Genomic DNA, 18,306 nt, shown 5'->3' on the forward strand with positions numbered 1-18,306 from the left:
GGTAGTGCCCGACGGCGGTGCCCCGCCCCGCGCGGGGTGTGATCTGCGCCCGCGCGGGCCGGGCGGCGCCGTCAGGGTGCGAACGAGGCGACCTGCTCGTCCAGCCAGGGGTAGAGCACCTCGGCCGGCTGGCCCATGCGCGACCTCAGGTCGCGGGACGGCTCGTCGGCGAGCACCTCGGGCAGGCCCTCCGCGATCCCGTCGTAGGCCTGCGTGACGACGCTCTCCGGGCTGACCTTCGGCACGTCCCAGCGTGCGCCCATCGGGGTGTCGACCATGCCGACGAGCAGGCCCATGACGTGGGTGCCCTGCGGCCGCAGCAGGTTACGCAGCCCGTTGGTCGCCGACCACATCGCCGCCTTCGAGGCCCCGTAGGCGGTCGGGACGGGGGTCCAGGCCGCGGCGGACAGGATGTTGAGGATGGTGCCGCCCCCGTTGGCCGCGAGCACCGGGGCGAACGCCTTCGCGAGCCGCAGCGTGCCGAAGAAGTTGGTCTCGAAGGTCTGGCGCAGCTCCTCCTCGGGTCCGGTGAGGTACTCGCCGGGCAGCGCGATCCCCGCGTTGTTGACCAGCAGGTCCACGTCGGGTGCGGCGGCCGCCGCACGATCGGCGTCGTCGGGCACCGTGAGGTCGAGGGCCAGCGGCCGGATCCGCGCGTCGTCCCACTCCCGCGGCGTGCGGGTGGTGGCGTACACCGCACGGGCCCCGCGCTCGAGCGCCTGTCGCACGAACTGCTGCCCGAGGCCTCCGTTCGCCCCCGTGACGAGGACGGTCCGGCCGTCGAGTGACTGGTTCATCTATACTCCTCGATCATGTGGGGAATGTCCCCGGATCAGTATGTGGGGACTGTCCCCACTTTTGTCAAGGAGGCTTCGCCATGCCCGCTGCCCGAGGTGCCGGCCCGGCGTCGCGACCCCTGCGGGCCGACGCGCAGCGCAACCGCGACGCGATCCTGAGCGCCGCGCGCGAGACGTTCGAGACCGAGGGCGTGCTCGCGTCCCTCGACGGCATCGCCCTGCGGGCCGGGGTGGGCAACGCGACGCTCTACCGCAACTTCCCCACCCGCGACGACCTGCTCGCGGCCGTGATGGAGGGCACCATCGCCCAGGCGCTCGCCGACGGCGACGAGCTGGCGCACGCCCGCCCGCCCCGGGAGGCGCTCGTGGAGTGGCTGGTGCGCCTGACGTGGCAGCTGCGCATCTGGCACGACCTGCCGTACTGCGTGGCGACGGCTTACGACGACCCGGAGTCGCCGCTGTACTCCGCGTGCAACCCCGTGCTGGTGCAGACGGGCGTGCTGCTGGACGCCGCGAAGGCGTCGGGCGACGCGGTCGACGGGGTCACCCGTGACGAGGTGTTCGAGCTGGCCACCACGCTGTCGTGGGGCGTGGACCGGTTCGGGGACGATCAGGAGGCCGCGCGCAGGCGCGTCGAGCGGGCGACGGCGGGCTTCTTCGTCTGAGCGCCGCGCCCCGGGACCCGCGGACGGCGGAGGGACCCCGGCAGGCTGCCGGGGTCCCTCCGTGTGCGGTTCTGTCGAGCGGGTCGGTCAGAGGCCGCTGACGTTCAGCAGCAGGTTCGGCGAGCCCGTGCCCGGGTCGGACACGACGCCCTCGAGCGCCGCACCGGTCAGCGCGTCGCCGACCTCGGCCGGGGTCGCGGCCGGGTTGCCGCTCAGCACGAGCGCCGCGGCGCCCGCCACGTGCGGCGTGGCCATCGAGGTGCCGCTGATGGTGTTGGTGTCGCTGTCACCGGTGTGCCAGGCCGACGTGATGCCGCTGCCGGGGGCGAAGATGTCCACGCAGCTGCCGATGTTGGAGTACGGCGCGCGGGCGTCGTCCTCCTCCGTGGCGCCGACCGTGAGCGCCTCCGGGGTGGAGCCCGGCGAGCCGCCGCACGCGTCGGCCGCGTAGTCGTTGCCCGCCGCGAGGGCGAACGTGACGCCGTCCGCGACGGCCGCGGACACGGCGTCGTTCACGGCCTGCGAGAAGCCGCCGCCGAGCGACATGTTGGCCACGGCCGGCTCGCCGGCCTCGTGGTCGGCGGTCACCCAGTCGATGCCGGCGATGACGCCGTCGTAGGTGCCGGAGCCGTTGCAGTCGAGCACGCGGACCGCGACGAGCGAGACGTCCTTGGCGACACCGTACGCCGAGCCGCCGACGGTGCCCGCGACGTGGGTGCCGTGCCCGGCGCAGTCGGTCGCGTCGTCGTCGCCGTCCACCGTGTCGGTGCCGCTGACGGCGCGGCCGCCGAAGTCCTCGTGCGTGGTCAGGATGCCCGTGTCGACGATGTACGCCGTCACGCCGCTGCCTGAGGCCCCGTACGTGTACGAGTCGTCGAGCGGCAGGCTCTCCTGGTCGATGCGGTCCAGACCCCAGGAGGGCACCGGCGCCTGCGTGTCCGTCGCCGTCACGACACGGTTCTGCTCGACGTACGCGACCGACGGGTCCTGCGCGAGGCGCTCGGCCTGCTTCTCGGACATGGACGCCGAGAAGCCGCGCACCGCGTTGGTGTACGAGTGGCGCACCTCGCCGCCGTACTCCTGGACCAGGCTGCTCGCCGTGCTGCGGACCTGGGCCTTGCCGACGTCGCCGTCCTTGAGGACCACGATGTACGAGTCCTCGACCAGAGCGCCCGCGGCGGGTGCGGGTGCCTCGTCCGGCGCCGCCGTGGCCATGGCCGCGGCGCCGGGCGCCGCGGCGAGGGCGATCGCGATGCCGGCACCGACGATCAGCCGACGGCGGTTGCTGTGAGTGGAAGTCACGCTGCCTCCCTGGGGAATGTAGGTGAAGTGAACCCTAAATGGGTAAATTTCACCCGACTACCTCACGAAAAGGTCATACCACCCGGGTATGCGCGGAACCCCCTGGGGACCCGTAGTCAGGCGTCAGTGCCAGCGGAACAGGCGCGCGGCGCCCGCGCCCAGGGCCGCCGTCCAGGCCAGCAGCACGACCACCGAGAACGGCGGCACGGCGCCGTGCAGCAGCGCCCCGCGCATCGCCTCGCCCAGCGCACCCGACGGCAGCAGCACCGCCACGTGCGCGAGCGGGCCGGCCAGCTGCTGCGCGGGCAGCAGCACGCCGCCGCCCACCGTGAGCAGCACCAGCACGAGGTTGGCCACCGCGAGCACACCCTCGGCGCGCAGCGTCCCGGCGAGCAGCAGCGCCAGCGCGGTGAACGCCGCGGTACCCAGCAGCACCGTGCCGACGACGGCGGGCAGCGCCCCCAGCTCCGGCCGCCAGCCCAGCGCCACCGCCACGCCGCAGATGACGGCCACCTGCACCACCTCGACCGTCAGCACGCCGAGCACCTTGCCCGCCAGCAGCCCGGACCGGCCCAGGGGCGTGGTGGCCATCAGGCGCAGCACGCCGTTGCGGCGGTCGAACGCGGTGGCGATCGCCTGCGACGTGAACGCCGTCGACATGACCGCCAGCGCGAGCACGCCCGGGGTCACGAGGTCGACGCGCGAGAAGCCGTTCGTGCCCAGGTCGACGAACGACGTGCGGACCAGCGCGAACAGCACCAGCACGGGCAGCACGATCGTCACCAGGAGCTGCTCGCCGTTGCGCAGGATGGCACGCGTCTCGAACGAGGCCTGGGCGGCGACCCGCCGGACCACGGGCGCGGCGGCCGGTGCGGCGCTCATCGCAGGTTCCTCCCCGTGAGGTCGAGGAACACGTCCTCGAGCGTGCGGCTGCCCGTGGTGACCGACCGTGCCAGCACGCCCCGCTCCGCCAGCCAGCCGGTCACGGCGGCCACCGCCGCGGGGCTCACCGGACCGGTCACCGTGTAGACACCGGGCTCCGGCTCGGCCGCGGTCCAGTCCGCGCCGGGCTCGGCCAGCGCCTCGACCAGCGTCGTCACGTCCAGGCCCGGCGCCGCCTCGACGCGGACCGAGCCCGGGCCCGCGCCGTCCGCGGAGGTCAGCTCGCGGACGCTGCCGGACGCGATCACGCGCCCGTGGTCCACGACGTGCACGTGGTCGGCCAGGTCGGCCGCCTCGTCCATGAGATGGGTCGTGAGCACGATCGCCACGCCGTCGGCCCGCAGCTCGCGCACCAGGTCCCAGACCGCGCGGCGGCTCTGCGGGTCCATGCCCGCGCTCGGCTCGTCCAGGAACACGACCTCCGGCCGCCCTACGACCGCCGCGGCGAGCGCCACCCGCTGCCGCTGCCCGCCCGACAGGCGCCGCACCGTGGTGCGCGCGAACCCGTGCAGGCCGAGGCGCTCGGCGAGCTCGTCCACCGGGCGGGGGGCGGCGTACATGGCGGCGACGTGGCGCAGCAGCTCCAGGGCGCGCACGCCGGTGGGCAGGCCGCCGTCCTGCAGCATGACGCCGACACGGGGGCGCAGCCGGCGGGCGTCGGCGACGGGGTCCAGGCCCAGCACGCGCACCGTGCCGCCGTCGGGGGAGCGCAGGCCCTCGCAGCACTCGATCGTGGTGGTCTTGCCCGCCCCGTTGGGGCCCAGGACGGCGGTGACGGCGCCCTGCGCGGCGGTCAGGTCCAGCCCGTCGACGACGGCGCGGCCGTCGTAGCGCTTGACCAGACCGCGCACCCGGACGGCGGCGTCGTCCGCGTCGGGGGCTGCGTCGTCGGGGGCGGCGCTCGCGGTGCGGGGGCGCGCGGGCGCGTCGGACAGGGGCACCGCACAATCGTAGGCGGCGGTGCGGCCAGGACGTGTGCCAGGCGTGTGAGATGTGTCGCGATCGGGCCCTGGTGAGGGTCGCCTTCCTTGCGCATCTCGAATTAGGGAACAAGGATGTTCTCAAAAGCACGAGTGCTCGCGAGGGCGCGTCCGCGGGGTGAGGTCTGCCCCGGATCCGGCGGGGGAGGTGACAGGCATGAGCGCCGACGTATCGGCTCAGGTACCGGCTCAGGTAGAGGTCCAGGTACCGGTGAGCCACGAGACCGACGGCACCACGCGTCGCCGCGTGCTCGAGCTCGTCGCCTCGCGCGGCCCCGTCACGGCCGGCGCGCTGGCCGCGGAGCTGCACCTGACGGCGCCCGCGGTGCGCAGGCACCTGACGCTCCTGGAGGAGGACGGGAAGATCGCCGTCCACGAGGCCTCGCCGACCGGTGCGCCCCGTCGCGGCCGTCCGGCCCGCCGGTACGTCGTCACGAGCGGCGGCCAGTCGGAGCTCGCGGGCGGCTACCAGGAGATCGCGCGCCAGGTGCTGCGCTTCCTGCGGGAGACCGGCGGCAGCGAGGCCGTGGCCGGCTTCGCCCGGCAGCGGTTCGACGCCGTCGCCCGCAGCTACGCGCCGCACCTCACGGCCGACACGGCGCAGGGCCGGGCCGCGCAGCTCGTCCAGCTCCTGTCGGCGGACGGTTTCGCCGCCTCGGTGCGGCCCGTCCCGGCACCCGTCACCGGCCCGGGGGCCGGCGTCGTGGCGCCCGCCGTCCAGCTCTGCCAGGGGCACTGCCCGGTCCAGCACGTGGCCGAGGAGTTCCCCGAGCTGTGCGAGCAGGAGGCCCTCGCGTTCTCGCAGCTGCTGGGCTCGCACGTGCAGCGGCTCGCGACCATCGCGGGCGGCGCGCACGCCTGCACCACGAACATCCCCGTCCCCGTGCACCTGACCACGAACCCCGCCACGACCCCCACCGAAGGAATGTGATGAGCGCAGAAACGCAAGCGCCAGAGCAGCGCTCCGACGACGAGATCATCGCCAGCATCGGAGCCTACGAGTACGGCTGGCACGACTCCGACGAAGCCGGTGCCATCGCGCAGCGTGGCCTCAACGAGGACGTGGTCCGCAACATCTCGGCGCTCAAGAAGGAGCCCGAGTGGATGCTGAACCAGCGCCTCAAGGCCCTGCGCCTGTTCGGCAAGAAGCCGATGCCGAACTGGGGCTCGGACCTGTCGGGCATCGACTTCGACAAGATCAAGTACTTCGTGCGCTCCACGGAGAAGCAGGCCACCTCCTGGGACGAGCTGCCCGAGGACATCAAGGCCACGTACGACAAGCTCGGCATCCCCGAGGCGGAGAAGCAGCGCCTCGTGGCCGGTGTCGCGGCGCAGTACGAGTCCGAGGTCGTCTACCACCAGATCCGTGAGGACCTGGAGGAGCAGGGCGTCATCTTCGTCGACACCGACACGGGCCTGCGCGACTACCCGGAGCTCTTCCAGGAGTACTTCGGCACGGTCATCCCGTCGGGCGACAACAAGTTCGCCGCGCTGAACTCGGCCGTCTGGTCGGGCGGCTCGTTCGTCTACGTGCCGCCGGGCGTGCACGTGGAGATCCCGCTGCAGGCCTACTTCCGGATCAACACCGAGAACATGGGCCAGTTCGAGCGCACGCTGATCATCGCGGACGAGGGCTCGTACGTGCACTACGTCGAGGGCTGCACCGCGCCGATCTACTCGTCCGACTCGCTGCACTCCGCGGTCGTCGAGATCGTCGTCAAGAAGAACGCCCGCGTGCGCTACACGACCATCCAGAACTGGTCGAACAACGTGTACAACCTCGTGACCAAGCGGGCCACGGCCGCCGAGGGCGCCACCATGGAGTGGGTCGACGGCAACATCGGCTCGAAGGTCACCATGAAGTACCCGGCGATCTACCTGCTGGGCGAGCACGCCCGCGGCGAGACCCTGTCCATCGCCTTCGCGGGCGAGGGCCAGCACCAGGACGCCGGCGCGAAGATGGTCCACGCGGCGCCCAACACGTCGTCGTCGATCGTCAGCAAGTCCGTGGCGCGCGGCGGCGGCCGCACGTCCTACCGCGGGCTGGTGCAGGTGCTCGAGGGCGCCTCCCACTCCGCGTCCAACGTCCTCTGCGACGCGCTGCTGGTGGACCAGATCTCCCGCAGCGACACCTACCCGTACGTCGACGTCCGCGAGGACGACGTGTCCATGGGTCACGAGGCCACGGTCTCGCGGGTGAGCGAGGACCAGCTGTTCTACCTCATGTCCCGAGGCCTGGAGGAGACCGAGGCCATGGCCATGATCGTGCGCGGGTTCGTCGAGCCCATCGCGCGCGAGCTGCCCATGGAGTACGCACTCGAGCTCAACCGCCTCATCGAGCTGCAGATGGAAGGGTCCGTCGGCTGACATGACTCTCACGACCGATCACTCGCGCGCTGTTGCCGACGGCGCCCACTCCCACGGCGCCGTCAAGCCGGAAGGCTCGCGCGCGGAGCGCCGCACGTCGTTCTCGCTGGACGACATCCCCGTCCCCCACGGCCGCGAGGAGGAGTGGCGCTTCTCCCCGGCCGACCGCCTCCAGCCGCTGTTCCAGGCCGGCCTGGGCGCCTCCGGCATCACGGTCCAGGTGACCCCGGCCCCCGAGGTCACGGTCGAGACCGTCGGGCGCGACGACGCCCGCCTCGGCACCGCCGGCAAGCCCGGCGACCGCACCGCCGTCACCGCATGGAACGCCTTCGAGCAGGCCACCGTCGTGACCGTGCCCGCGGAGGCCGTCGCCACCGGCGTCACCTCGGTGCGCATCGACGGCGTCGCCGAGGACGCGTCCGCCGCGCACGTGCTGGTCCGCGCCGAGCGCCACTCCCAGGCCGTCGTAGTCCTCGACCACGCGGGCGACGCCACCCTGACCGAGACGGTCGAGATCGTCGTCGAGGACGGCGCGCACCTCACCGTCGTCAGCGTCCAGGACTGGGCCGACGGCGCCGTGCACGCCTCGTCCCACCGGGCCCGTCTGGGCCGCGACGCCAAGCTCAAGCACGTCGTGGTCACCTTCGGCGGTGACGTCGTGCGCATCACGCCCGACGCGGAGTTCACCGCAACGGGCGGCGAGGTCGAGATGGTCGGCCTGTACTTCGCCGACACCGACCAGCACCAGGAGCACCGCCTCTTCGTGGACCACGCGGTCCCCGACTGCAGGTCCCGCGTGACGTACAAGGGCGCCCTGCAGGGCTCCGGCGCGCACACGGTGTGGGTGGGTGACGTGCTGATCCGTGCCAACGCGGAGAACACCGACACCTACGAGCTCAACCGCAACCTCGTGCTCACGGACGGCGCCCGCGCCGACTCCGTGCCGAACCTCGAGATCGAGACCGGCGAGATCGCCGGCGCCGGCCACGCCAGCGCCACCGGCCGGTTCGACGACGAGCAGCTCTTCTACCTGCAGGCCCGCGGCATCCCCGAGATCGAGGCCCGCCGCCTCGTCGTGCGCGGCTTCTTCGCCGAGCTCATCCACGAGATCGGCGTCCCCGAGGTCGAGGAGCGCCTGCTCGCCTCCATCGAGGCCGAGCTGGAGAAGTCGATGAGCGTCATCACCGGCGCCCCGGCCGAGGCACCCACGGCATGACCGCGCAGCTGGCCTGCATGACCGACGACCTGGGACCGGAGGAGGCGATGCTCGTGGAGCTCGACGGCGCCGACGGCGCCCCGGTCCCGGTCGCGGTCGCCCGCGACGCCGACGGCACCTTCCACGCCGTCTCCGACATCTGCTCGCACGGCGCCGTCTCGCTGTCCGACGGCGAGGTCGAGGGCTGCCTCGTCGAGTGCTGGCTGCACGGCTCGCAGTTCGACCTGCGCACCGGCATGCCCGTCCAGCTCCCCGCGGTGCGTCCCGTGCCCGTGTACCCGGTGACCATCGACGGCGACAAGGTGCTCGTCGACATCGACGTCACCGTCCCCGTCTCCTGACCCCCTGACTTTCCCGCAACCCTGGAGTAAACCGATATGCCCACCCTCGAGATCCGCGACCTGCACGTCAGCGTCGAGACCAAGGAAGGCCCCAAGCCCATCCTGCGCGGTGTCGACCTGACCATCGCCAGCGGCGAGACCCACGCCATCATGGGCCCCAACGGCTCCGGCAAGTCCACGCTCGCCTCGGCGCTCGCGGGCCACCCCAAGTACACCGTCACCTCGGGCACCGTCACGCTCGACGGCGAGGACCTGCTGGCCATGACCGTGGACGAGCGCGCCCGTGCCGGCCTCTTCCTCGCGATGCAGTACCCGGTCGAGGTCTCCGGCGTATCGGTGGCGAACTTCCTGCGCACCGCCAAGACCGCCATCGACGGCCAGGCTCCCGCCCTGCGCACCTGGGGCAAGGAGGTCCGCGGCGCGATGGAGAACCTGCGCATGGACCCGGCCTTCGCCGAGCGCTCCGTGAACGAGGGCTTCTCCGGCGGTGAGAAGAAGCGCCACGAGATCCTGCAGATGGAGCTCTTCAAGCCGCGCTTCGCCATCCTCGACGAGACCGACTCCGGCCTCGACGTCGACGCGCTGCGCATCGTGTCGGAGGGCGTGAACCGGGCCAAGGAGAACACCGAGGTCGGCGTGCTGCTCATCACGCACTACACGCGCATCCTGCGCTACATCAAGCCCGACTTCGTGCACGTCTTCGTCGACGGCAAGATCGCCGAGGAGGGCGGCCCCGAGCTGGCCGACCGGCTCGAGGAAGAGGGCTACGACAAGTACGTCGGCGCGGGCGCCGTCTCGGCCTGAGCCACCGCCACGTACCGCGAGGGGACACCATGACCACCACCGCCACCGTGCGACCGGACGAGTCCGGTTCGCTCACCACCTCCGAGCTCGCCGCCGTCCGCGCGGACTTCCCGCTGCTGGAGCGCACGGTGCGGGGTGGTCAACCCCTCGTGTACCTGGACTCCGCCGCCACCTCGCAGAAACCCCAGGTGGTGCTCGACACCGAGGTGGACTTCTACGAGCAGCGCAACGCCGCGGTCCACCGCGGCGCGCACTTCCTCGCGGAGGAGGCCACCGAGACGTTCGAGCAGGCGCGCGCAGCCGTGGCCGCGTTCGTCGGCGCGGACGAGGGCGAGATCGTCTGGCAGCCGGGCGCGACCGCCGCGATCAACGTCGTGGCGTACGCCTTCTCCAACGCCACCCTCGGGCGCGGGGGAGAGGCCGCGGCGCCGTTCCGGCTCGCGCCGGGCGACGAGATCGTCGTCACCGAGGCCGAGCACCACGCCAACCTCGTGCCGTGGCAGGAGCTGTGCGCCCGCACCGGCGCCGTCCTGCGCTGGATCCCCGTCGGCGACGACGGCCGGCTCGACCTGACCGACCTGGACACGATCGTCACGGAACGCACCAGGGTCCTCGCCTTCGGCCACGTCTCCAACGTGACCGGCGCCGTGGCGCCCGTGGACACGCTCGTCGCCGCCGCGCGCCGCGTGGGGGCGCTCACCGTGCTCGACGCGTGCCAGTCGGTGCCGAACCTGCCGGTGGACCTCCACGAGCTCGGCGTCGACTTCGCCGCGTTCAGCGGGCACAAGATGCTCGGGCCCACCGGTGTCGGCGCCCTGTACGGGCGGCGCGAGCTGCTCGAGGCCATGCCGCCCACGCTGACCGGCGGGTCCATGGTCGAGGTCGTGACCATGGAGTCCACCACCTACGCGCCCCCGCCCCAGCGGTTCGAGGCGGGCACCCAGATGGTCGCCCAGGCCGTCGGCATGGGCTGCGCGGCGCAGTACCTCGGTGAGCTCGGCATGGAGGGCGTGCTCCGGCACGAGCAGGAGCTCGCCGCCGAGATGCTGAAGATCGCCGACATCCCGGGCGTGCGCGTCATCGGCCCGCTCGACACCGCGAACCGCCTCGCCGTCGTCTCCTTCGTGGTGGACGGTGTGCACGCGCACGACGTCGGGCAGGTGCTCGACGACAAGGGCATCGCCGTCCGGGTTGGCCACCACTGCGCCCAGCCGCTGCACCGCCGGTTCGGCGTCGCGGCGACGGCCCGCGCGTCGGCGTCGGTCTACACCACCGTCGAAGAAGTTGCCGCGTTCCGGGAAGCGTTGGCGGGGGTCCGCGCGTTCTTCGGAGCAGAGTGATTTCCACGGGATCGAGAAAGGCTGCGGAGTGAGCACGCTCGAGCAGATGTACCAGCAGGTGATCCTGGACCACGCGAAGCACCCGGTGGGCCGCGGGCTCGTGGACGCGGCGCCGGGCCAGGGCCACCTCGCGGGCGAGTCGCACCAGGTCAACCCGACGTGCGGGGACGAGGTGACCCTCCGGGTCGACGTCACCCCGGACGGGGCGGTGGCCGGTGTGTCGTGGGACGGGCAGGGATGCTCGATCTCGCAGGCGTCGGTGTCCGTCATGGCGACGCTCGTCGAGGGCGCGTCCCTCGACGAGGTGGCCCGGCTGGACGGCCTGTTCCACGACCTCATGTCGTCCCGCGGCAAGGGCCTGGACGACGACGACGCGGAGGACGCCCTCGGCGACGCGACCGTCTTCACGGGCGTGTCGCAGTACCCCGCGCGGATCAAGTGCGCGCTGCTCGGCTGGGCAGCGCTCAAGGACTCGCTGGCGCGCAGCGGCGCGCTGGCCACGAGCTGAGGAGAGACCGATGACCGAGTCGAGCACCGACGTCGGACAGGATGCGACGGCCGCTCCTTCGCCGACCACCGTCGTGGACGTCGAAGAGGCGCTGCGCGACGTGATCGACCCCGAGCTGGGCATCAACGTCGTGGACCTGGGCCTGGTGTACGGGATCCAGGTGGACCAGACCAACCACGCCACCATCGACATGACGCTCACGTCGGCGGCCTGCCCGCTGACGGACGTGATCGAGGACCAGAGCGCCCAGGCGCTCGAGGGGATCGTGGACGGGTTCCGTGTGAACTGGGTCTGGATGCCGCCGTGGGGTCCGGAGAAGATCACGGACGACGGCAAGGAGCAGCTGCGGATGCTGGGGTTCAACGTCTGAGGATCGAGCAGGTCAGGCGGCAGCTCCCTCGACCGGGAGCTGCCGCCTGATCTGGTCCCGAGGGGCTGCCCGAAGTCCAGCGGAAGTAGGACGGACGCGCCGCTCGCACAGGAGGCGCGAGCGCAGAAGTGATTCTGTCGAGCAGGAGTTGCTCGATACTTCGCCGGCGAAGGTCAAGGGTGCCCTTCGAGACAAGGCGGCGCATGCCGGCGTGCCGCCATCTACTCGCAGTGGTGGAGCCGGCGAGGCGCTCAGGACGAGAGCGGGCGCTCGGCTGCTCGACCCGTCCACGCCCGTTCGAGCGCTTCGGTGAATGTGGCGGTCAGTTGTGCGCCGGAGATGCCGTACCGCCGGTCGATCACGAAGAACGGCACGCCAGTGATGCCCAGCCGACTCGCTTCGCTCTCGTCCGCGCGGACCTTGTCGGCGTAGGTGCTCGGGTCCGCAAGGACGGTGCGGATCTCGGCCTCGTCGAGCCCGGCTCGGACGGCGAGCTCCACCTGGTGCTCCGGGTCGTAGATGCTGCGTTCGGCAGAGAAGTTGCCCTCGTAGAACAGATCGAGCAGCGTGTTGCCGAGGCCCCGGGAGGCCGCCAGGTGCAGCAGCCGGTGCAGGTCGAAGGTGTTGCCGTGGTCGCGGAAGTCGACGAGGTAGTCGAGCCCCTCGGCTCGGGCCAGCCGGGCGAGGTCTTCCTCGGCCGCGCGAGCTTGTTGCGGTGTCATGCCGTACTTCTGCGCGTGCTCCGGGCCGGTCGTCGACCGTGTCCGGGCCAGACGGGGGTCGAGCTCGAAGGAGCGGTGGACGACCTCGACCTCATCGCGGTGCGGGAAGGCGACCAGGGCTTTCGTGAAGCGTGCCTTGCCGATGTAGCACCACGGGCAGGACACGTCCGACCAGATCTCAATGCGCATCGCGCGTGCTCCTCAGGTTGTGTGGAAGTGCCCACCTCGGCCGTGTCCGGCGGGCGGCGCGCTCGTTTCCGGACAGTGCTCGTCCGCTTCCACCGGAGTATAAACGGACGATGCCCGTCCGTATGACCTCCTGACCATGTCGCCTTGCTCACGCAGGTCCGGGAATTCGGACGACGCTCGTCCGGTTATGCTGAATGCAAGCGGACGGGGTTCGTCCGCATGGTTGGCGCTCCATACGGCGCCGGAACCCCCGAGGAGACATGGACATGAGTGACCTGGCTGAGCTGACCCGGCGCCTGGACGCGCTGGAGGCGGTCGAGGAGATCAAGAAGCTGAAGGCGCGGTACTTCCGGTTCGTGGACGAGAAGAAGCACGACGAGCTGGCGGCGCTGTTCACACCGGACGCCACGCTGGTGACCGACGGCATCACCTGGGGCTCGCCGCGCGAGTTCGCGGACACGATCCGCGACCTGACGGGCGACGCCCCGTCGGTGCACCACGGGCACATGCCGGAGATCGAGATCCAGGGCGAGGACTCGGCGTCCGGCATCTGGGCGATGGAGGACCTGCTGACGTTCCCCGTCGGGCCCGAGGCCCCCGAGGGGCACAACGGTTACGGGCAGTACCGTGAGACCTATCGCAAGGTCGACGGCCGATGGCTGATCGACTCGGTACTGCTGACTCGTCTGCGGATGGACGCACTGGAGAACTGGGACCCGGATGCCTGACCTGGACGTCACCACGGATGTCCGCGCCGACGCGCGGCGCAACCGGCGCCAGCTGATCGTCGCGGCCCGGGAGGCCATCGCCTCCCGCGGCCTCGACGTCTCCGCGCTGGACATCGCCACGGCCGCCGGCGTCGGGGTGGGCACGCTCTACCGCCGGTTCGGCACCAAGGACTCGCTCCTGGACGCCGTGGTGGTCGGCCTCTACGACGAGATGCTCGACAGTGCGCAGGAGTGCCTGCGGGTCGAGGATCCATGGGAGGGCCTGACGCGGTTCGTGACGGAGCTGGCCGGTGCGCACCGCGACAGCCGCGGCGTGGCCGAGGTGACCGCCGCGTGCGACACCGTGCCCACACCCGAGATCGCCGAGCGGACCACGGCCCTGCAGGACGCCGTCATCCGGCTCACCGACCGGGCCCACGCGGCGGGCGCGCTGCGCGCGGACGTGACCTGGCAGGACGTCATGATCGGCTCACGCGCGGGTCTGGACACCGACCACTGCCTCGGCGTGGACGCCGGGCCCGACGGCTGGCGCCGCGTCATCACGCTCCTGCTCGACGGGATGCGCGCCCCCGGGTACACGCCGCTGAGCGGCGCCGCACCCCACCTGCACGACAACTCCTAGCACCGGGCCGACCACGCCACGACCCGTCCGGAGCGTGGCTAGGTTCCCGTGCGCCCAGAACTGAGCGAGGAAGAACTGGCATGAGAGCCATCGGTATGACGAGGTTCGGCGGACCGGGCGTCCTGCGCGAGCTCGACCACCCCGAACCCGCGGTGGGCGACCACGAGGTACGGATCCATGTGGCGGCCGCGACCGTCAACAACGGAGACCTGATGATGCGCCGCGGTGAGGTGCACCAGCTGCGCCACGACGCCCCGTGGGTCCCGGGAATGGAAGCCGCGGGGGTGGTCGACGCCGTCGGAGCGCGGGCCGCGAACCGGTTCCGCGTCGGCGAGGCGGTCACGGCGCACGTGTGGCCGATCGACCCACGCGGCGGCGCCTACGGGGAGCTCACCGTCGCCGACATGAACCGGGTGCTACGCATACCCCACGGTGCCTCGGTCGCGCAGGCGGCCACCCTGCCGATGAACGGGCTGACCGCCTACCAGGCCGTCGAGGCGATGGGGCTCGAGCGGCCGGGCACCGTGGCCGTGATCGGCGCCGCGGGCGCGGTCGGCGGCTACATCGTGCAGCTCGCCGTCGCCGCCGGGCACCGCGTGGTCGCGGACGCCGCCGACACCGACCGGGCACTGGTCGAGAGTCTCGGCGCGCACGTCGTCGTCCCGCGTGGGGATGGCGTGGTCGACGCGATCCGCGCGGCGGTCGGCGAGGTGGACGCCGTCGCCCTGGCCGCCATGCCGACACTGGACGCCGCGGAGATCGTCCGACCCGGTGGCGCCGTGGCGTCCGTCTTCGGCTTCAGTGACCCCGGCCAGGCCATGACCGCGCGCCGCCGCCACGTCCGGCTCGCGCCCGTGCTGGTGGACGCGATTCCCGACCCGGCGCCGATGCTCCGACACCTCGGTGAGCTCACCGAGAGCGGCGAGCTCACGCTGCGGGTCGCGGACGAGCTCCCGGCCGAGGACGCGCCGGAAGCACACCGCCGCCTGGAGTCTGGCGGCGTCCGCGGAAGGATCGTCCTTCGATTCTGAAGCGATGCCGCGATCCAGTGATGGGTCCGGGTCGGTGTCAGGTCGGCCCACTGCTGCGTTCATCCACATCATCGACTCGATGTTCGACCAGCACCCCAAGCGGCTCAAGGTGACCGGCCACGAGCGCTGGCACGTGCTCGGGTACAAGGAGGAGGGCACGACGACGACGCCGTTCGACATGGTCATGCTCAACGACCTCGACCGGTACCACCTGGTGATCGACGTCATCGACCGGGTGCCCTCGCTCGGCAGCACCCAGGCCGGGCTCCCCGACCCTGTTCGGGGAGCCCGCGTCGTCGCTGTGAAAAGTCCTCGTGCCGTTGGTCCCTGGCGTGCGCGGGCCCCACGCGAAATGCTGGGAGCACGCTCGCCCTCCCACGACGGGCGGTGGACTGACCGACAGGAGGCTCTTCCATGACATGCACCACGACATCGCGCAGATCGAGCACCGACCAGTCCGGCTGCACCCGTGAGCTCCGGTAGCCCGTCCCGGGCCGATCGCCTGCCGTCCACCTCGTCGACAGACTCGGGTCCGACCGACCCGTCCCTGCGGGAGGTGGCCGACGTCGCTCGCGAGCTCGGTGTCGATCCCGCGGTCGGGCTCGACGACACCGAGGCCGCGCGCCGGCTGGCCGCCGACGGGCCGAATGAGCTGCGGTCCAAGCCGCCCGTGCCGCTCTGGCGCAAGGTCCTGGACCAGTTCCGCGATCCGTTGGTGGCCCTGTTGCTGGTGGCCATGGGCATCTCGGTCACCGTCTGGTGGGTCGAGGGTGCCGACGGCGTACCCGTGGACGCCCTGGTGATCGTCGCCGTGGTCGTGCTCAACGCGGCGCTCGGTCTGGTGCAGGAGAGCAAGGCGGAGAACGCCGTCGCCGCGCTGCGGTCGATGACCGAGGCGACGTCGACGGTGCTCCGGGAGGGCCGTCGGGTCACCGTGCGGTCGGCCGAGCTGGTTCGCGGGGACGTGCTCGTGCTGGCCGAGGGCGACGCGGTCGGCGCCGACGCACGCCTCGTGAGCGCGACCGCCCTGCGGGTCCAGGAAGCGTCGTTGACCGGTGAGTCCGAGGCGGTCCTCAAGGACGCGAGGGTCCTGCCGGCCGCCGCTCCGCTGGGCGACCGGTTCGACATGGTCTACAAGGGCACCGCCGTCGCCCAGGGCGTCGGCCGGGCCGTCGTGGTGGCCACCGGTATGGCCACGCAGATGGGCGCGATCGCGCGGCTCCTCGACGCCACCGAGGAGGAGGCCACCCCGCTGCAACGGGAGATCTCCCGGGTGAGCAAGGTGCTCGGCCTCACGGTGATCGGCATCGCCGTCGTCGTGATGGTCCTCGCCGCGATCGTCAACGACGTCAGTTCGGCGGCCGACCTCGTCACCGTCCTGCTGCTGGGCGTCTCGCTCGCCGTGGCCGCCGTCCCCGAGGGGCTGCCCGCCATCCTGTCGGTCGTGCTGGCGGTCGGGGTACAGGCCATGGCGCGCCGCAAGGCCGTCGTGAAGAAGCTCCATTCCGCGGAGACGCTGGGTTCGGCGTCGGTCATCGCGTCGGACAAGACCGGCACCCTGACCAAGAACGAGATGACCATCCAGCGGGTCGCCACGGCTTCCGGTGAGGTCGCACTCACCGGCGTGGGCTACCGGCCCGACGGCGAGGTCCGCGCCGGCCCGGACATCGACCGTGGAGGACCGCTCGAGGACGAGCGGCTGCTCCGGGAGGTGGTCATGGTGCTGGGCGGCGGCTCGCTCGCCAACGACGCCCAGCTCGTCGAGGCCGACGGGGAGTGGACGGTGCAGGGCGACCCCACCGAGGCTGCGTTTCTCGTCGCCGCGCACAAGCTCGCAGGCACGGTGGACCGCGTGGCTGAGTTCGAGCGCCGGGGAGAAGTCCCGTTCACCTCCGAGCGGAAGCTGATGTCCGCACTCGTCGACCCGCCGGGGGAGGGCGCCTGGGCGCTGGTCACCAAGGGTGCTCCGGACGTGCTGCTCGCGCGCTGTAGTGCCGTGCAGGTGGGCGAGGAGATCGTTCCGCTGGACGACGAGCGGCGCGCAACGGCGCTCGACGCGGTCGAGCGGCTGTCGGACAGGGCGTACCGCACACTCGGCGTCGCCTACCGGCGCGTCGCGGAGGGCTTCGGGACGGATCGGCTGGAGGAGCACGAGTCCGACCTGGTCCACCTCGGCGTGGTGGGCATCATCGACCCGCCCCGGCCCGAGGTCACGGCGGCGGTGGCCGAGGCCCGCCGGGCCGGCATCCGCGTCGTGATGATCACGGGTGACCACCCGGTCACCGCCACCCGGATCGCGACCGACCTGGGCATCGTCGAGCGTGGGGCACGCGCCGTCACCGGCACGGAGCTGGACCGCCTGGACGGGCCGGGTCTGCGCGCGGCCGCGCGCACCGTGTCGGTCTACGCCCGTGTGGCTCCGCAGAACAAGCTGCAGATCGTCGACGCGCTCCAGGCCGACGGGCACGTGGTCGCGATGACCGGTGACGGCGTCAACGACGCGCCCGCCCTGAAGACCGCCGACATCGGTGTCGCCATGGGCGTCACGGGCACGGAGGTGACCAAGGAGTCGGCCACGATGATCCTTGGCGACGACAACTTCGCGACGATCGTCGCGGCAGTGCGCCAGGGTCGCGTCATCTTCGACAACATCAAGAAGTTCCTGCGCTACCTGCTCTCCTCGAACATGGGCGAGGTCTGCACCGTGCTGTTCGGCGTACTCTTCGCCGGGGTGGTCGGCCTGGAAGGCGCGTCCGGCGGCGGGGCCGTCGTCGTGCCGCTGCTGGCCACGCAGATCCTGTGGATCAACCTCGTCACCGACTCCGGCCCTGCTCTGGCGATGGGCGTCGACCCCGAGACGGACGACGTCATGGCCCGGCCGCCGCGAGGCATGCACGAGCGGATCATCGACGCGCGCATGTGGACCGGCGTCCTGAGCATCGGCCTCGTCATGGGCATCGCCACCCTGCTGACCATCGACATCTTCCTGCCCGGCGGCCTCGTCGAGGGCAGCGACTCGCTCGCCGTGGCTCGCACGGCCGGGTTCACCACGCTCGTGCTAGCACAGTTGTTCAACGTCTTCAACTCCCGGTCGGAGACGACGAGCGCGTTCCACCGGATGTTCGTGAACCGGTGGCTGTGGGGCGCGGTCGGCCTGGGCCTGCTGCTCCAGGTCGCCGTCGTCCAGGTGCCGTTCCTCCAGGTCGCCTTCGGGACCGCGAGCCTCGACCTCGCACACTGGGGCGTTGCAGTCGCCATGGCGTCCTCGGTGCTCTGGTTCGACGAGATCCGCAAGCTCCTCTGGCGGGCGCGGCACCGGGGCGAGGTGGCCTGAGGCGCCGGGCGACCTGGGCTTCTCCAGGTCATCGGGATCCGCGGGCGT

18 protein-coding genes and 1 pseudogene are annotated in these 18,306 nt (G+C 71.8%); 14 read left to right on the forward strand and 5 right to left on the reverse strand.

The genetic code is table 11. The features are described 5' to 3' along the window. Window positions 1-71: 71 nt before the first annotated feature. A complete protein-coding gene (locus tag APR03_RS22770; RefSeq protein ID WP_253839509.1) occupies window positions 72-797 on the reverse strand; it encodes an SDR family oxidoreductase in 726 nt (241 codons plus the stop codon). Window positions 798-877: 80 nt separating this feature from the next. Between APR03_RS22770 and APR03_RS22775 the strand changes: the two genes are divergently transcribed. After that, window positions 878-1,462, forward strand: coding sequence for a TetR/AcrR family transcriptional regulator (locus APR03_RS22775; RefSeq protein WP_253839510.1), 585 nt, complete (start codon window positions 878-880; stop codon window positions 1,460-1,462). Between the two features lie 87 nt (window positions 1,463-1,549). Here APR03_RS22775 and APR03_RS22780 read toward each other — a convergent pair whose 3' ends face one another. The 3 genes from APR03_RS22780 to APR03_RS22790 form a co-directional block, all read right to left on the reverse strand. Further along, window positions 1,550-2,764, reverse strand: a complete 1,215-nt coding sequence (locus APR03_RS22780; protein WP_308216535.1) for a S8 family peptidase — start codon at window positions 2,762-2,764, stop codon at window positions 1,550-1,552. Window positions 2,765-2,887: 123 nt separating this feature from the next. Then, window positions 2,888-3,646, reverse strand: a complete 759-nt coding sequence (locus APR03_RS22785) for an ABC transporter permease (RefSeq protein WP_253839511.1) — start codon at window positions 3,644-3,646, stop codon at window positions 2,888-2,890. After that, window positions 3,643-4,647: an ABC transporter ATP-binding protein gene (locus APR03_RS22790; RefSeq protein ID WP_253839512.1), complete on the reverse strand. Its 1,005-nt coding sequence runs from the start codon at window positions 4,645-4,647 to the stop codon at window positions 3,643-3,645. The genes APR03_RS22785 and APR03_RS22790 overlap by 4 nt, the downstream gene beginning before the upstream one ends. A gap of 196 nt (window positions 4,648-4,843) precedes the next feature. Here APR03_RS22790 and APR03_RS22795 point away from each other — a divergent pair, with 196 nt between their 5' ends. The 8 genes from APR03_RS22795 to APR03_RS22830 are packed head-to-tail and all read left to right on the forward strand — an operon-like array spanning window position 4,844 to window position 11,632. After that, window positions 4,844-5,617 (forward strand): helix-turn-helix transcriptional regulator, encoded by a 774-nt coding sequence (locus APR03_RS22795; protein WP_253839514.1) that lies wholly within the window; start codon window positions 4,844-4,846, stop codon window positions 5,615-5,617. After that, entirely contained in the window at window positions 5,617-7,053 is a 1,437-nt protein-coding gene (gene sufB, locus APR03_RS22800; protein ID WP_253839516.1) for a Fe-S cluster assembly protein SufB, read from the forward strand. Before APR03_RS22795 ends, sufB begins: the two co-directional genes overlap by 1 nt. 1 nt (window position 7,054) lies before the next feature. Beyond that, entirely contained in the window at window positions 7,055-8,269 is a 1,215-nt protein-coding gene (gene sufD / locus APR03_RS22805) for a Fe-S cluster assembly protein SufD (protein ID WP_253839517.1), read from the forward strand. Next, the gene (locus tag APR03_RS22810; protein ID WP_253839518.1) at window positions 8,266-8,610 is read left to right on the forward strand and encodes a non-heme iron oxygenase ferredoxin subunit; all 345 of its coding nucleotides are present in this window, start codon (window positions 8,266-8,268) and stop codon (window positions 8,608-8,610) included. The genes sufD and APR03_RS22810 overlap by 4 nt, the downstream gene beginning before the upstream one ends. 36 nt (window positions 8,611-8,646) lie before the next feature. Continuing rightward, window positions 8,647-9,414, forward strand: a complete 768-nt coding sequence (gene sufC, locus APR03_RS22815) for a Fe-S cluster assembly ATPase SufC (protein WP_253839519.1) — start codon at window positions 8,647-8,649, stop codon at window positions 9,412-9,414. Between the two features lie 29 nt (window positions 9,415-9,443). Next, a complete protein-coding gene (locus APR03_RS22820) occupies window positions 9,444-10,754 on the forward strand; it encodes a cysteine desulfurase (RefSeq protein ID WP_253839520.1) in 1,311 nt (436 codons plus the stop codon). A gap of 28 nt (window positions 10,755-10,782) precedes the next feature. Then, window positions 10,783-11,262: a Fe-S cluster assembly sulfur transfer protein SufU gene (gene sufU / locus APR03_RS22825; RefSeq protein ID WP_253839521.1), complete on the forward strand. Its 480-nt coding sequence runs from the start codon at window positions 10,783-10,785 to the stop codon at window positions 11,260-11,262. Window positions 11,263-11,272: 10 nt separating this feature from the next. After that, window positions 11,273-11,632 (forward strand): metal-sulfur cluster assembly factor, encoded by a 360-nt coding sequence (locus APR03_RS22830; protein WP_253839522.1) that lies wholly within the window; start codon window positions 11,273-11,275, stop codon window positions 11,630-11,632. A gap of 251 nt (window positions 11,633-11,883) precedes the next feature. Here APR03_RS22830 and APR03_RS22835 read toward each other — a convergent pair whose 3' ends face one another. Then, on the reverse strand, window positions 11,884-12,543 hold the full coding sequence (locus tag APR03_RS22835) for a DsbA family oxidoreductase (protein ID WP_253839523.1): 660 nt from the start codon (window positions 12,541-12,543) through the stop codon (window positions 11,884-11,886). A 266-nt stretch (window positions 12,544-12,809) separates the two neighbouring features. Between APR03_RS22835 and APR03_RS22840 the strand changes: the two genes are divergently transcribed. The 5 genes and pseudogenes from APR03_RS22840 (at window position 12,810) to APR03_RS22860 (ending at window position 18,258) form a co-directional block, all read left to right on the forward strand. Beyond that, complete coding sequence (locus tag APR03_RS22840) at window positions 12,810-13,271, forward strand: nuclear transport factor 2 family protein (protein ID WP_253839524.1); 462 nt, start codon at window positions 12,810-12,812, stop codon at window positions 13,269-13,271. After that, on the forward strand, window positions 13,264-13,893 hold the full coding sequence (locus tag APR03_RS22845; RefSeq protein WP_253839525.1) for a TetR/AcrR family transcriptional regulator: 630 nt from the start codon (window positions 13,264-13,266) through the stop codon (window positions 13,891-13,893). The genes APR03_RS22840 and APR03_RS22845 overlap by 8 nt, the downstream gene beginning before the upstream one ends. An 80-nt stretch (window positions 13,894-13,973) precedes the next feature. Then, window positions 13,974-14,924 (forward strand): NADP-dependent oxidoreductase, encoded by a 951-nt coding sequence (locus APR03_RS22850; protein ID WP_253839527.1) that lies wholly within the window; start codon window positions 13,974-13,976, stop codon window positions 14,922-14,924. A gap of 115 nt (window positions 14,925-15,039) precedes the next feature. After that, a pseudogene (locus APR03_RS25475) lies at window positions 15,040-15,342 on the forward strand (phosphoketolase family protein); the annotation flags it as partial. Between the two features lie 138 nt (window positions 15,343-15,480). Beyond that, window positions 15,481-18,258, forward strand: a complete 2,778-nt coding sequence (locus tag APR03_RS22860) for a cation-translocating P-type ATPase (RefSeq protein ID WP_253839528.1) — start codon at window positions 15,481-15,483, stop codon at window positions 18,256-18,258. Window positions 18,259-18,306 lie beyond the last annotated feature (48 nt).

Source organism: Promicromonospora thailandica, from assembly GCF_024171955.1.
Taxonomy (GTDB): Bacteria; Actinomycetota; Actinomycetes; order Actinomycetales; family Cellulomonadaceae; genus Promicromonospora; species Promicromonospora thailandica.